We start from the raw sequence: 14,128 nt of genomic DNA on the forward strand, positions 1-14,128 counted from the left end.
TCCGTCACCCAGGAGTCCGTCCCGCATGCCGAAGATCAGCGCCTCCACCGTCGCCGAACACCGCGCGCGGCAGCGCGAGGCGCTGATCGGGGCGGCGATCGACCTCCTGGTCAACGAGGGCGCCGCCGCCGTCACACCGGCGGCGGTCGGCGCCCGCGCGGGCCTGGCCCGCTCCAGCGTGTACCAGTACTTCGACTCCTCGGCCGCCCTGCTGGCCACCATCACCGAGGAGGCCTTCCGGCGCTCCAACGAGGCGCTCGCCCGGGCCGTGGCCGCGGCCGACGGACCGGTGGAACGGATCGAGGCCTTCTTCCGGGAGAGCCTGCGTCTCGGTGCCGAAGGCGCGCACCGGCCCGCCGCCGCGCTGATGAACGCAGGTCTCCCCCCGGCCTGCCTGGAGCGCCTGCGGGAGCTGCACCTGGAACAGGTCGAACCCTTCCGCGCGGCCGTCCGGCAGCTCAGCACCCCCGAGCCCGCGCTCACCGCGGACCTGATCGCCGGCATGCTGCACACGGCGCTGGCCGCCGTCGACGGCGGCGCCCCGCTCGACACCGTCACCGCGCGCACGCTCGACCTCGTGCGCCGCTGCCTCGCCCGGCCCGCCGGGTGACACGGCCCCCGGAACCCGAGTGCGGCGGGCCCGGCACACTCGCCGGGCCCGCCGCATCGGCTCCCCACCGGAGCCGGGTCCCTCCCGCCGTCAGCGCCGCAGTGTCAGCAGCCCCGGACGGTAGGGCAGAAGACCGTAGTCACCGCCCGAACTCGGGCTGCGTCCCTGGTACAGCAGCCGCAGATCGCAGGGGTCGACGGTCATGGTCTGGTCGGGGCCGGTGCGCAGCAGTTCCCCGTGGCTGATGTCGTTCGTCCAGGAGGCGCCGCTGTTGGCCTTGCCGGCGAAGGGGTTGCTCTCGGAGGCGGCCTGCGGGGTCCAGGAGCCGCCCAGGCCGGTGGCCGTGAAGGACCGGAAGTACCGGCCCTGCGAACCGATCGCCTCGACGATCATGAGGTAGCGGTTCTGGCCCTTCAGCTTGTACACCTGCGGGGCCTCGAACAGGTTGTTCGTGGAGTCGCTCATGACCACCGTCGAGGAGGAGCCGAAGCTGCCCGGGAAGTTCCCGATCGGCATACTGGCCCGGTAGATCTTGCCGTTGTCGCCGGCGAAGAACAGGTACATGTTCGTGCCGTCACCGATGAGCGTCTGGTCGATCGGCCCGGTTCCGGAGCCGGAGATGCCGCCGGAGAAGAGCACCTGCTCCGAGGACCAGCCGTTGGGGTTGGTGGGATCGCTCGACGTCCGGTAGGAGAAGGCGGTCCCGCCCCACTGGTAGGCGAGCACCCAGACGTTCTTCGGCGCGAAGTAGAAGAGCGTGGGGGCGACGGTGGAGTTCGACATCGTGTTCTGGCCCGCCGAGGCCATGTCCGACCAGTCGGAGAACGGGGTGAAGTTCATCGAACCCCACCTGGTCCCCGTGTCGTGCGTGGTCGCGTAGACGAGCTGGCGGCCGTTGTAGGGCGCGACCGTGAAGTCCTTGAGCGAGACCCAGCCCTGCTTGGGCTGCGCCAGCGCGCCCGAGGAACTCCAGCGGTAGGAGGACGGAAGGTCGCAGGTGCCGTCGCCGGGGTCGCCGTCGCCCGGGTCGCCGGAGCCGAGTTCGACGAGCTTCCACTGCTGGTTGGCGCCGCCCCAGTCGTCGTACTGGACGATGTCGGCGTTGTCGGCGGTGGAACCGCCCTGCACCTCCAGTGCCTTGCCGCTGTGGCGTGAGACGAGCCGCACGTAGCCGTCCCCGCCGTCGACCAGGCGCCACTGCTGGTTGGTGCCGTTCAGGTCGGTCCACTGGACGATCGAACCGCCGTTGGCGGTGGACCAGTTGTAGACGTCCAGCACCTTGCCCGACAGGCGGGACTTGAGGCGGTAGTAGCCGTCCCCGGAGTCGACGAACTGCCACTGCTGCTGGCTCTGGTCGTTCCTCGTCCACTGGGTGAGCCGGGCACCGTCGCCGGTGGCCATGTTGTAGACGTCCAGGGCCTTTCCGCTGTTCCGGTTGACCAGCACGTAGGTGGCGCCGGGGTCGACGGCCGCGACCGCGGCCGAGCGGGCCTGGGCGGGCTGCGCCCCGAGGAAGGCGGCCACGAGCAGCAGGGGCGCGAGAACGCTCAGCAGGCGTCTCGCGCGGCGCGGGGACGGATGACGGAACCACATCGGAGGGCCTCCTTGGGGGCGGGGTGGGGTGGCGCCGGAGGAACCGTGGAGCTGTCGTGTCGAAGTCGGACGAGGAATGGGGGGAGCGGGGGGTGGGGGAGTGGAACGGGGGGTCGGCAGGGCGGGTCGTGGGGGCCGAAAGTTTCGACGATATTCCGATCCTGTGACGCCTCAAGTTAAGAAGCCGGGGCCCTCCGGTCAAGAGCTCCTACGGATCTGTCCATAAAGAGGCCCACCCGACGGAGCGTCACATGCCGTCGTGCGAACGGAAAAAGCCCTGCACACTCCGGATAGGGCGCATCGACTCGGCATACCGTCCGGTTTGACGGCGATACCCGCTTTACCGAAAGTTTCGATCGCGCGTCGGAAAATTATCCTGTCGCGACGGTTGACGAGCCTTCGTCAAGCCCGTAATCATCCTGTCGGTGAACCGACCGTATACCGAGATTTCGAACGCTTGATCCGGGCTGCCGTGCTGCCCGGCAGAGCCGCGCACCGCCGCACGACAGATCCGCGCACCACCGCACCGTGCACGTCACCCGGCGGCCGGCCGGGCGTCGACCGGGCCGGCCGGGACCTCGGTGATTCCCGGCGCGCGGTGCCCGGTGGTTCCGTTCGTTCCTACCTTGGAGGCACAGCCATGGGCTCCTATGCCCTTGACAGACCCGTCACCAGACGGAAGAGCCGCGTGCTGCTGGTGGCACTCGCCGCCGGCGTCCTCGCCCTGGTCACCTCACTGGTCTCGGCGCCGACCGCGCACTCCGCCGAGAACACGCTCGGCGCCGCGGCGGCGCAGAGCGGCCGCTACTTCGGCACCGCCATCGCCTCCGGCAAGCTCGGCGACTCGACGTACACCGGCATCGCGTCCCGCGAGTTCAACATGGTGACGGCCGAGAACGAGATGAAGATCGACGCCACCGAGCCGCAGCGGGGCCAGTTCAACTTCAGCAACGCCGACCGCATCTACAACTGGGCGGTGCAGAACGGCAAGAAGGTCCGCGGCCACACCCTGGCCTGGTACTCCCAGCAGCCCGGCTGGATGCAGAGCCTCAGCGGCAGCTCGCTGCGCCAGGCGATGATCGACCACATCAACGGCGTGATGGCCCACTACAAGGGCAAGATCGCGCAGTGGGACGTCGTGAACGAGGCCTTCGCCGACGGCAACTCCGGCGGCCGCCGCGACTCCAACCTGCAGCGCACCGGCAACGACTGGATCGAGGTCGCCTTCCGCACCGCGCGCGCGGCCGACTCCTCCGCCAAGCTCTGCTACAACGACTACAACATCGAGAACTGGAACTGGGCCAAGACCCAGGGCGTGTACAACATGGTCCGCGACTTCAAGTCGCGTGGTGTGCCGATCGACTGCGTCGGCTTCCAGTCGCACTTCAACAGCGGCAGCCCGTACGACAGCAACTTCCGCACCACGCTGCAGAACTTCGCCGCACTCGGTGTGGACGTGGCCATCACGGAGCTCGACATCCAGGGCGCCTCGGCCTCGACCTACGCCAACGTGGTCAACGACTGCCTGGCCGTCTCGCGCTGCCTCGGCATCACCGTCTGGGGCGTGCGCGACAGCGACTCGTGGCGCTCGGACCAGTCGCCGCTGCTGTTCGACAACAACGGCAACAAGAAGTCGGCCTACAGCTCCGTGCTCAACGCCCTCAACAACGGTGCGGGCGACGGTGGTGACCCCGGGGACCCGGGCGACCCCGGTGACGGCGGCCAGAGCGGACAGCTCAAGGGCGCGGCCTCCGGCCGCTGCGTGGACGTGCCGAACTCCAGCACCTCGGACGGCACCGCGGTCCAGCTCTACGACTGCAACAGCGCCAGCAACCAGAAGTGGGAGCAGACCTCGGCCGGTGAACTGCGGGTCTACGGCAACAAATGCCTGGACGCGGCCGGCACCGGCAACGGCGCCAAGATCCAGATCTACAGCTGCTGGGGCGGCGACAACCAGAAGTGGCGGCTGAACTCCGACGGGTCCGTCGTCGGCGTCCAGTCCGGACTCTGCCTCGACGCCGTGGGCGCCGGCACCGGCAACGGCACCCAGCTCCAGCTCTACTCCTGCACCGGCGGCGGCAACCAGCGCTGGAGCCTGTCCGCCTGACACGGTCCGCCACCGCCCCCCTCCCCGACGGGGACGGAGCCGGACGCCAAGAGGGTCGCCGCCGCCAAGGCGGCGGCCCTCGCGGCACGCGTCACCGCCCCGGCCGCGAAGCGCGACGCCCACCCCCTGCCACCATGAACGAACGAGAACCGCACCGCCCGCACCCGCGGAACGGCACCCGGCGGCTCGAAGGGAGCACGTTCCTGTGCACATGTACGACAACCCGGTGATCAGCGGGTTCCACCCCGACCCGAGCGTCTGCCGGGTCGGCGACGACTACTACCTGGTGTGCTCCAGCTTCGAGTACTTTCCCGGGCTGCCGCTCTTCCACAGCAAGGACCTCGTGCACTGGCAGCAGATCGGCAACGTGCTCGATCGCCCCGGCCAGCTGCCGCTGCCCCTCCCCGGCGCCAAGGCGTCCGGAGGTCTGTACGCCCCCACGATCCGCCACCACGACGGCCGCTTCTGGGTCGTCAACACCAACATCGACGGGGGCGGCAACTTCCTCGTCACCGCCGAGCGGCCCGAGGGCCCCTGGAGCGATCCCGTCCGGATCGATCTCACCGGCATCGACCCCGACCTGGCCTGGGAGGAGGACGGCACCTGCTGGTGCGCCTTCTCCGGCCCCGCCGGGGGCATCAACATGGCGAGGATCGACCCGGCCACCGGCAAGGTGCTGGAAGGCCCCTTCCCCACCTGGTCGGGCACCGGCCTCAAGTTCCCCGAGGCACCGCACCTCTACCGCATCGGCGACTGGTGGTACCTGCTGATCGCCGAGGGCGGCACCGAACGCGGCCACAGCGTGTCCCTAGCCCGCAGCCGCTCGCCGCGCGGCCCCTGGGAGGGCGCGCCCGGCAACCCCCTGCTGTCCCACAGCGGAACCTCCCACCCGATCCAGAACACCGGCCACGCCGACCTGGTACAGGCCCCCGACGGGAGCTGGTGGATGGTGCTGCTCGGCGTGCGCCCCCGGGGCTTCACCCCCGACGTGCACGTGCTCGGCCGCGAGACGTTCCTGACCCCCGTGGAATGGGACGAGGACGGCTGGCCCGTCCTCGCACCCGTGCCCGAACGGCACGCGGCCCCCGGTGGCGCCTGGCACCCCGTACCGGACGTGCCGGCCCGCGACGACTTCGACGCGCCCGCCCTCGCCCCGCACTGGATCTCGCCCTTCGCCCGCCCGGAGGGCTCCTGGTCCCTCACCGAGCGCCCCGGCCGGCTGCTCCTCACCGCCACAGGCCCCACCCTCGACAGCCCCGGCCACACCTTCCTCGGCCGCCGCCAGCAGCACCACGACTGCCGCGTCACCGCCGAGATCGATCCCGGCACCGGACGCGGCGGCCTCTGCGTGCGCCTCGACGAGGCCCACCACTACGAAGTGGAGGCGGCCGACGGGGAGGTCGCCGTCCTCGCCCGCATCGGACCGCTGCGCCAGACCGTGGCCCGTCGCCCCGCCCCCGCCGGGCCGCTGCGCCTGACCGTGACGATCCGGACGAGGGACCTCGTGCCCGCCTCCCCCGGACTCACCGACGGCGGCACCACGGGCCCCGACACCCTCGCCTTCTGGCTCGGCGACCCCGCGGCCCCGGACAACCGGCCGCTCGCCGAACTGGACGGACGCTACCTCTCCACCGAGGTCGCCTGCGGCTTCACCGGACGGGTGATCGGCATGTACGCCACCGAGGGGCAGGTCGCCTTCGACTGGTACGAGTACGTCCCGGTTCCGGCACCCTCCTCCTGACCCCGGCCGCGGGCGGGCGCCGCACCCCGAGGAGCACCCGCCCGCGGCCGGTTCCACCCCTGACAGTGCCCCGCCCGGCGCCCCTGCGGGTGCTTCACCCGTCCCTCACGGACCCCCGGCCCGCTTGGGCTAACCTTTCCACCATGCCGCCTCGACCAGCCGGATCGCGCCCCACCCTGTCCCTGGTGGCGAAGACCGCCGGTACGAGCGTGCCCACCGTGTCCAAGGTGCTGCGCGGCGGAACCGACGTCTCGGCGGAGACCCGCGCGAAGGTCATGGAGGCCGTGCAGGCCGTCGGCTACACCCGCCGGGGCGGGTCCAAGGGCGAGAGCGCGCGGGACGAGACGGGCCTGTCCCAGGTGCTCGACCTCGTGGTCACCCACTTCGAGGGGTCCTGGGCGAACCTGCTGATCGCGGGCGTCGGCAGGGAAGCGTCGGCCGCGGGACTCGATGTCGTGCTGACCCTCGCCGAACCGGGGGGCGACTGGGTGTCACGGGTACTGAGACGGCGCACCGCGGGAGTGATCGGGACCCTGGTCGACCCCGCCTCCCACCAGTTCGGCGCGCTCTTCGCCGCGGGCGTCCCGGTCGTGCTGATCGACCCGATGAGCGCGCCCCCACCGGGAGTGGCGAGCATCGGCGTCGCCAACTGGGAGGGCGGCCGCATGGCCGCCGAACACCTTCTCTCCCTCGGGCACCGCCGCATGGGAGTGGTCGCCGGCCACGCCCGCCACCTCTTCAGCCGGGCCCGCGTCGACGGCTTCCGCGGGGCGGCCGACACGGCGACCGCCGGCGGCGCCACGGTGTCGGTGGCCCACGGCGGATGGAACCGCGCCAAGGCGGCGACCGCCACCCACACCCTCCTCGACGGCGACCCCGGGATCACCGGCATCTTCGCCTGCGCCGACTCCATGGCCCTCGGCGTCTACGACGCACTGGCCGCCCGGGGCCTGCGCATCCCCGAGGACATCAGCGTCGTCGGCTTCGACGACCTGCCCGAGGCGCAGTACATCACCCCCGGGCTGACCACCGTCCGCCAGCCCAGCACCGAGCTGGGCGCCGCGGCGGTCAAGCTCCTGCTCGACCTCTCCCGGGGCGAGGACGGCGGCACCCGGTCGCCCGCCCGCATGCGGCTCGCCACCGAGCTGGTCCTGCGCGCCTCCACCGGACCCGCCCCGGCGGACGCCGCCCCACCCCGCTGAACGGCGCGGGTCAGGACGGTGCCACCGGCACGACCTGGAGGAGCAGACGGCTCGGCCGCGCGGCACCCTGATGGACCGTGTACCGCGCGGCCACCGGCTCCGCGGCCGTCCCGTCCGGCGCGTAGGCGTTGGCTCCGACGTCCCAGCGCGGTGAGGAACTCGGGGTGAGGTCGACGCGCACCCGGTGGCCCGGCAGGAAGGTGTGCGCCGTCGACCAGAGGTCCACGAGGAACTCCTCCGCCCGGCCCGGCTCGAGCGGCCCTCTCGCTCCCTGACCGGTGACCGGGTCGACGGACCGCGCCGAGCCCCGCCGCACGCCGTCGGTGACGAGGAGGCTCCTGCCGTCCGGGTGCTCGTCGCACAGCCGCACGACCACGTCCGCGTCCGTCCCCGTGGTCGAGAGGTGGACGACGGCACGGACCGCGCCCATCACCGTCAGCTCCCCGGTGAGCGGCGCGGTGCGCCACGAGAGCACGTCCGGCCGCGCCTCGATCGCCGACTGGTCGGCGGGGCCCGCACCGAACGGCGCGAAGAGGAGCACCGCACCGCCGCGGGTCGGCACCGGGTCGGCCGGATCGCTCGTCAGCCGCCGCTCGCCACCGTTCGGCGGCCCGGTCGTGAGCGTGCCCCGGGGATCCAGGCACAGCTCCAGCGTCCGCGCCTCGCGCGGGGGGAACTCCGCCAGGTCCACCCACCGGTTGGCGCCCATCAGGAACACCCGCACCGGTGGCGGGTCCGCCGCTCCGCCGCGAAGAGTCGTGTCGAACCACCGCAGGTGCAGCGCGGTGAGGTCCCCCTCGTCGCCGAGACCGTCGTCGAGGTCGAGGTCGTGGCCGAGGTCGTGGCCGAGGTCGTCGGCGGACGCCCCCGGTCCGAAGTCCGCCCCGGCCGCCCGGCCCGAGTAGTCGTCGTGCGTCCACGGGCCGACCAGAAGGCGGGGCACCGGCCCGCCGGTCTCCTCCGCACGGCGCAGCAGACGCCGGTGGAGCTCCAGGGTCGGCCCGAGGAAGACGTCGAACCATCCGCCGATCAGGAGGACGGGGACGTCGACCGTGTCGGTCCGGTCGACCACCTTCCCCTCGCGGTGACGGGGCGATCCGAGCGGCTCCCGCAGCCGGTCCAGGCCCCAGCCGACGATCGCCTCGGCCTCCAGTCCGCCGGTCAGGGCGCCGGCCCGGAACGCCGCACCGCTCGCGAGCGCCCGCTCGGTCGCCTCCCACCGTCGGCGCTCGGCCTCCCGCTCGGGCGCGGAGCCGATGCGGTCCAGCAGATCCGGGGCGATCGCATAGTGCGTCCAGGCCAGGGTGCTGCCGATCTCCGGCACCCCGCCGCGGAACCGGAACCCGTCGAGCGCGGACAGGGCCGGCGTCATGGCGGGGGCGAGCGCCCGCAGCGCCGGGGCGCCGCCCAGCAGGGCGGCGAACTGGGTGTCCGAGGCGTAGGAGGCGCCCCACATCCCGACGGTGCCCTCGCACTCGGGCAGTGCCGCGAGCCACGCCACGGCGTCGGCGCCGTCGGCCACCTCCTGCGTCCCGGGGTCGAAGACGCCCTCGGAGCCGAAGCGGCCCCGCACGTCCTGGAGCGCGAGGAGATACCCGGCGGCGACGAGGCGTCGCACGTCGAGCATCCCCTCGTGCTCCTCGCGGGCCGCGTCGTAGGGGTGGCGGGTGAGGAGCGCGGGCCAGGGCCCGGTGCCGTGCGGGAGCAGCAGGACGGTCCGCAGCCGGGTCCCGTCGCGCAACGGGCAGTGCACGAAGCGGCGTTCGGCGACCGGGTCCTGAGGTGCCGGCTCCCGGGCGGAGCGGGTGTCCTCGCCCACCGTCTCAGGACCGCCCATCTCAGGACCGCCCATCTCAGGACCGCTCATCTCAGGACCGCCCATCTCAGGACCGCCCATCTCAGGACCGCTCATCACGGGGCCGCTCATCGCAGGGCGAGCGCCGTCCACGAGGTCGGCGGCAGATCGATGGTCAGCAGACCGTCGACGAGTGCCGCGCTCTTGTTCGCGGCCGGCGTCACCCGGTCCTGCTCGGCGAGCGTGTTCTTCGCGTACACGTCCTCGTCGGCGAGTGTGAGGGCCTCCGTGACGCGCGCGGAGCCGAGGCTCCGCACGTCGATGGTCACCTGCGCGGTCTCCCCCACATCGCGGTTGACGAGGAAGACCGCGGCCCGGTCCTCGTCGACGGTCGCGACGGCGTCGACGAGACAGGCCTCGCCGTAGCGGGCCGTCTCGTACACCGGCGAGTCGATGACGGGACGGATCACCTCGCCGGAGGCGAGCCGGCTGGTGATCGAGAAGGGGTGGAAGGTCGTCTGACGCCAGGCCGGGCCGCCCGGCTCGGTCATGATCGGGGCGATCACGTTCACGAGCTGGGCCAGGGAGGCGGAGGTGACCCGGTCGCTGCGGCGCAGGAGCGTCATCAGCAGATTCCCGACGACGACGGCGTCCGCCACCGTGTAGGTGTCCTCCAGGAGCCGGGGGGCGTGCCGCCACTCCTCGTGGACCTTCTCGGACTCCTGGTGCTCCTTGAGGTACCAGACGTTCCACTCGTCGAAGGAGACGTCGATCCTCTTCCTGGAGCGCTTCTTGTGCCCCACGTGGTCGGCGGTCGCCACGACGGTGTCGATGAAGTAGTCCATGTCGGTCGCCGAGGCCAGGAAGGAGCCGAGGTCTCCGTCCTGCTCCTGGTAGTACGCGTGGCACGAGACGTAGTCGACGTGCTCGTAGCTGTGCTCCAGTACGGTGCGCTCCCAGTCGCCGAAGGTGGGCATGGCGGATCCGGAGGAGCCGCAGACGACGAGTTCGAGGTCCTTGTCGGCCCGCTTCATGGCGGCGGCGGTGCGGGCGGCGAGCTTGCCGTAGTCGTCGGCCGTCATGAAGCCCGTCTGCCAGGGGCCGTCCATCTCGTTGCCGAGGCACCACATGCGCACGTCGTGCGGCTGTGGTGTGCCGTTGGCGACGCGCTGGTCGGACAGGGTGGTGCCGGACGGGTGGTTGGCGTACTCGAGCAGGTCGAGGGCGGGCAGGATGCCCCGGGTGGCCACGTTGACCGCGAGCATCAGCTCGGAATCGGTGAGCTTGAGCCAGCGGGCGAACTCGTCGAGGCCGACCTGGTTGGACTCCAGCGAGCGCCAGGCGAGGTCGCGGCGCACCGGCCGCCGCTCGCGCGGGCCGACGGAGTCCTCCCAGCGGAACCCGGAGACGAAGTTGCCGCCCGGGTAGCGGACGGTGGTGGCTCCGAGTTCCCTGACGAGGTCGACGACGTCCATGCGGAAGCCGTCCTCGTTCGCGGTCGGGTGTCCGGGTTCGTACAGCCCGGTGTACACGGAGCGGCCGAGGTGCTCGACGAAGGAGCCGAAGGTACGGCGCCGGACGGGGGCGACGACGGCCTGCCGGTCGAGCGTGATGTGGGCGCGGGGCAATGCGACGGTCCTTTCGGGAGGGCGCGGGAGGCCGCGGGCCGGCCGGTGCCGCCGGTCGGCGGCACGCCCGCAGCGGTGTGCCCCCGCCGCGGGGCACGGCAGGGGCGGGCGTGGGACGGCCTCTTCGCCGTCCGGCGCCGGGACTCAGCCCTTCACGGCGCCCGTGAGGCCGCCGACGATGCGCTTCTCGAAGACCGAGAAGAAGACCAGCGCGGGCAGCATGGCGAGCGAGGTGAAGGCGAGCACCTTCGCGGTGTCCGTGGAGTACTGCGAGGAGAACACCTGGACACCGAGCGGGAGGGTGAAGTTGGCCTGGGAGTTGAGGACGTACAGGGGCAGGAGGTAATTGTTCCAGCTTCCGACGAAGCCGAGGATGCCGACGGTGACCACACCGGGCAGCGACAGCGGCACCACCATCCGGAAGAAGAACCCGATGCGGCTCATGCCGTCGATCGCGGCGGCCTCCTCGATCTCGTTCGGGATGGCCCGCAGGAACGGCACGAGGATGATGACGGTCGTCGGCAGGCCGAAGGCGATCTGCGGGACGATCACGCCGAGCAGGTTGTCGACGAGTCCGAGGTCCTTGATGACGAGGTACAGCGGAGTGATCGCGATGACCATGGGAAACATCAGCCCCGCCGCGAACAGCGAGTACATCGCGCCCTTGAGCCTGAAGTCGTAGCGGGCGATGACGAAGCTCACCATCAGACCGAGGGCGACGATGCCGGCGGTGCTGGCGAGCGCGACGATGAGGGAGTTGGCGAACTGGCCCCAGAACACGGAGGACTCGAGGATGCCGAGGTAGTTGCCGCCCACCCAGGGGTCGGGCAGGGCCGCCGGGTCCGTGGTGATCTGCGAGTTGGTGCGGAAACCGCCGAGCACGATGAAGAGCACCGGTGCGACGCACACACCGACGAACAGCAGCGCGACGAAGTAGGTGACGGGGCTGCCCCACTTCTGCGGTGCGTCACGGCGGCCGGCGGGCGCCCTGGTGCCCGGCCGGCGGGACGTGCGGAGCCTGGTGGTGGTCGCGCTCATCACACGGTCCCTTCGGTGACGGCGCCCTTGAGATCGCGGCGCAGGACGAAGCGCTGGTAGACCAGCGCGACGGCGAGCGAGATCACGAACATCACGACCGCGACGGCGCTGCCGTAGCCGTAGTTGCCCGCGTTGCGGCCCTGGGCGAGCATGTAGATCGCCATGGTCGAGGTGCCCGCCGTGCCGGAGACGTACTGGCCCCAGATGATGTAGACGAGGTCGAAGAGCTGCAGTGAGCCGATGACCGACAGGAAGGCCCAGATGCGGATCGTCGGGCCGAGCAGCGGCAGGGTGATGCGGCGCTGGATCTGCCAGTAGGAGGCGCCGTCGATCTGGGCGGCCTCGAAGATCTCGTCGGGTATCGACTGCAGGCCGGCGAGCATCAGGATCACCGCGAAGCCGACGTACTTCCACGTGATGATGGCCATCAGCGTCCACAGGGCCAGGTCCGGATCGGAGAGCCAGTCCGCCTCGAGGGAGCCCAGCCCGATCCGGTGCAGCAGATCGTTGGCCGCCCCGTTGCTCTGCAGCATCAGGCTCCAGCCGGTGCCGACGATGACCTCGGAGATGATGTACGGCACGAAGATCAGGACGCGGATGGTCGAGCGGCCGCGGATCCTCTGGTTGAGCAGCAGCGCGAGGACGATCGCCAGCGGCCCCTGGATGAGCAGGGAGAGCACCAGGATCAGCCCGTTGTGCCACAGCACGTCGTGGAAGGCGGGGTCGGTGAGGATCAGCCTGTAGTTGTTCAGCCCGACCCAGTCGGTGGGCTTTCCGTAGCCCTTCCACTGGTAGAAGCCGTAGTACGCGGCGAGCGCGACCGGGAAGATCACGAACGCCAGGAACGTGATGACCGCCGGTGCGGACAGGGCCGCGATCTCCAGTCGCGTCCTGGCACGGCCCCGGCGGCGCGCGGCCGCTCGCGGCGGATCCGGGGGCACGGACGCGGCCGTGCCCCCGGTCCCGGGCGTGCCCTGCGACCGGCGGCCTTCGGCCGTGTCAGTGCCCAGGGTGTCGCTCATGTCTGCTTACTCAGCCCTTCTCGGCGGCAGCCTTGACGTCCTTGACGATGTCGGCGGCGGAGCCCTTGCCGGCCATCAGGTTCACGACGGCGATGTTCATGGCGTTGCCGACGTTCTGGCCGTACACGGTGTCGAGGAACTGCATCGAGTAGGCGGCCTTGTTGAAGGCCTTCAGCGCCGAGATGTTGTAGGACTCGGTGACGACCCCTTGCGCCTCCCTGTTCACCGGGATGGTGTCGAAGGCGTCGCCGTAGGCCTCCTGCTGCTTCTTGGTCACGACGAACCGCAGGAAGCCCAGCGCCTCCTTTGGTGCGTTCTTGGCGAGCGAGTAGCCGCCGGCGCCGCCCATGATGGCGCTCGGGTCGCCCTTGCCGCCGGGCACGGCGGGGAAGGGGAACCAGCCCAGGTCGGGAAGCTGCTTCTTGTCCGGGGTGAGGCTCGCGATCACCCCGGGGTCCCAGTTGCCCATGAGTTCCATGGCTGCCTTGTGGTTGGCGAGCATGCCCGCGGAGGATCCGGCGCCCTGCTGCGAGGCCGCTGTCAGGAAGCCCTTCTGGAACGGCTCGGTCTTCAGGAGGGCGTCGAGGTCCTCACCGGCCTTGTTCCAGCACGGGTCGTCGAACTTCAGCGACTTCGCGGTCTCCTGCATGGTGTCCTGGCTGCACTCGCGCAGGGCGAAGCTGTAGTACCAGTGCGCGGCCGGCCAGGCGTCCTTGGCGCCGACCGCGATCGGGGCGACGTTCTTCGCCTTGAGCTTCGCGACGGCGTCCGTCAGCTCGTCCATCGTCTTCGGCGGGGAGGCGATGCCGGCCTTCTTGAACAGGTCCTTGCTGTAGTAGATGCCCTCCGGCTGGGTGTCCAGCGGCATCGCGTAGACCTCGCCGTCGACCGAGACGCCCTCCAGGGCGGCCTCGCCCACGTTCTTCCGGTCGGTGTCGCTCAGCTCCAGTGCCTTGATCTGGCCGGCGTCGATCATCGCCTGCATCTTGCCGCCGCCGCGCTGCAGGAAGATGTCGGGCGCGGAGTTCGAGTTGAGCGCGTTCTGCAGCTTGCCGTCGAGATCCTCGTTCTGAATCGACTGGATCTTGATCGTGACGTCCTTGTGCTCCGCGTGGTAGTCCTTCGCGGCCGCCTCCCAGAAGTCGATGCCGCGCCCCTCCGTCGCGTTGGTCCAGAGGGTCACCGTGCCCTTGCCGCCGGACGAACCGCCGTCGTCGCCGCCACCGGCACATCCGGCGGCGGCGAGCGCCACGCACACGCCGATCGTGGCAGCCGTCGCGCTGCGGGTTTTCCTCGCCATCGTGGAACTCCCCTGAGGTGTTGTCTGTGTGAAACCGTCGAAAGTTTGCGCAAACTAAAGAGCCATCCGTGAAGTGAGAGCAAGGTCTACCC

Annotated in this window: 10 protein-coding genes; 4 read left to right on the plus strand and 6 right to left on the minus strand. The window is 70.9% G+C overall.

Annotated elements, in window-relative coordinates; genetic code table 11:
- Positions 1 to 25 precede the first annotated feature (25 nt).
- Positions 26 to 610, plus strand: a complete 585-nt coding sequence (locus OHB09_RS28555; RefSeq protein ID WP_319350397.1) for a TetR/AcrR family transcriptional regulator — start codon at positions 26 to 28, stop codon at positions 608 to 610.
- A 90-nt stretch (positions 611 to 700) separates the two neighbouring features.
- Here OHB09_RS28555 and OHB09_RS28560 read toward each other — a convergent pair whose 3' ends face one another.
- The gene (locus OHB09_RS28560) at positions 701 to 2,203 is read right to left on the minus strand and encodes a non-reducing end alpha-L-arabinofuranosidase family hydrolase (RefSeq protein WP_093597782.1); all 1,503 of its coding nucleotides are present in this window, start codon (positions 2,201 to 2,203) and stop codon (positions 701 to 703) included.
- Between the two features lie 640 nt (positions 2,204 to 2,843).
- On the opposite strand from OHB09_RS28560, the gene OHB09_RS28565 reads away from it, so the two are divergent.
- The 3 genes from OHB09_RS28565 (at position 2,844) to OHB09_RS28575 (ending at position 7,253) form a co-directional block, all read left to right on the plus strand.
- Positions 2,844 to 4,310: an endo-1,4-beta-xylanase gene (locus tag OHB09_RS28565; protein ID WP_040895724.1), complete on the plus strand. Its 1,467-nt coding sequence runs from the start codon at positions 2,844 to 2,846 to the stop codon at positions 4,308 to 4,310.
- Between the two features lie 211 nt (positions 4,311 to 4,521).
- On the plus strand, positions 4,522 to 6,051 hold the full coding sequence (locus OHB09_RS28570; RefSeq protein WP_040895793.1) for a glycoside hydrolase family 43 protein: 1,530 nt from the start codon (positions 4,522 to 4,524) through the stop codon (positions 6,049 to 6,051).
- 143 nt (positions 6,052 to 6,194) lie between these two features.
- A complete protein-coding gene (locus OHB09_RS28575; RefSeq protein WP_040895726.1) occupies positions 6,195 to 7,253 on the plus strand; it encodes a LacI family DNA-binding transcriptional regulator in 1,059 nt (352 codons plus the stop codon).
- Positions 7,254 to 7,263: 10 nt separating this feature from the next.
- On the opposite strand, the gene OHB09_RS28580 is transcribed toward OHB09_RS28575, so the two are convergent.
- The 5 genes from OHB09_RS28580 to OHB09_RS28600 all read right to left on the minus strand — a co-directional run bounded on the left by OHB09_RS28580 (position 7,264) and on the right by OHB09_RS28600 (position 14,036).
- Positions 7,264 to 9,165, minus strand: coding sequence for a CocE/NonD family hydrolase (locus tag OHB09_RS28580; protein ID WP_328922758.1), 1,902 nt, complete (start codon positions 9,163 to 9,165; stop codon positions 7,264 to 7,266).
- Positions 9,166 to 9,176: 11 nt separating this feature from the next.
- Positions 9,177 to 10,676 carry an arabinosylfuranosidase ArfA gene (arfA, locus tag OHB09_RS28585; protein ID WP_328922759.1) on the minus strand — a complete coding sequence of 500 codons (1,500 nt, stop codon included), beginning with the start codon at positions 10,674 to 10,676 and terminating at the stop codon, positions 9,177 to 9,179.
- Positions 10,677 to 10,820: 144 nt separating this feature from the next.
- Positions 10,821 to 11,714, minus strand: coding sequence for a carbohydrate ABC transporter permease (locus OHB09_RS28590; protein WP_093597791.1), 894 nt, complete (start codon positions 11,712 to 11,714; stop codon positions 10,821 to 10,823).
- Positions 11,714 to 12,736: a carbohydrate ABC transporter permease gene (locus tag OHB09_RS28595; RefSeq protein ID WP_191890672.1), complete on the minus strand. Its 1,023-nt coding sequence runs from the start codon at positions 12,734 to 12,736 to the stop codon at positions 11,714 to 11,716. The genes OHB09_RS28590 and OHB09_RS28595 overlap by 1 nt, the downstream gene beginning before the upstream one ends.
- Before the next feature lie 10 nt (positions 12,737 to 12,746).
- Entirely contained in the window at positions 12,747 to 14,036 is a 1,290-nt protein-coding gene (locus tag OHB09_RS28600; protein ID WP_328922760.1) for an ABC transporter substrate-binding protein, read from the minus strand.
- Positions 14,037 to 14,128: the final 92 nt, after the last annotated feature.

Origin of the sequence: Streptomyces griseoaurantiacus, from assembly GCF_036189845.1 — a bacterium.
GTDB lineage: Bacteria > Actinomycetota > Actinomycetes > Streptomycetales > Streptomycetaceae > Streptomyces > Streptomyces griseoaurantiacus.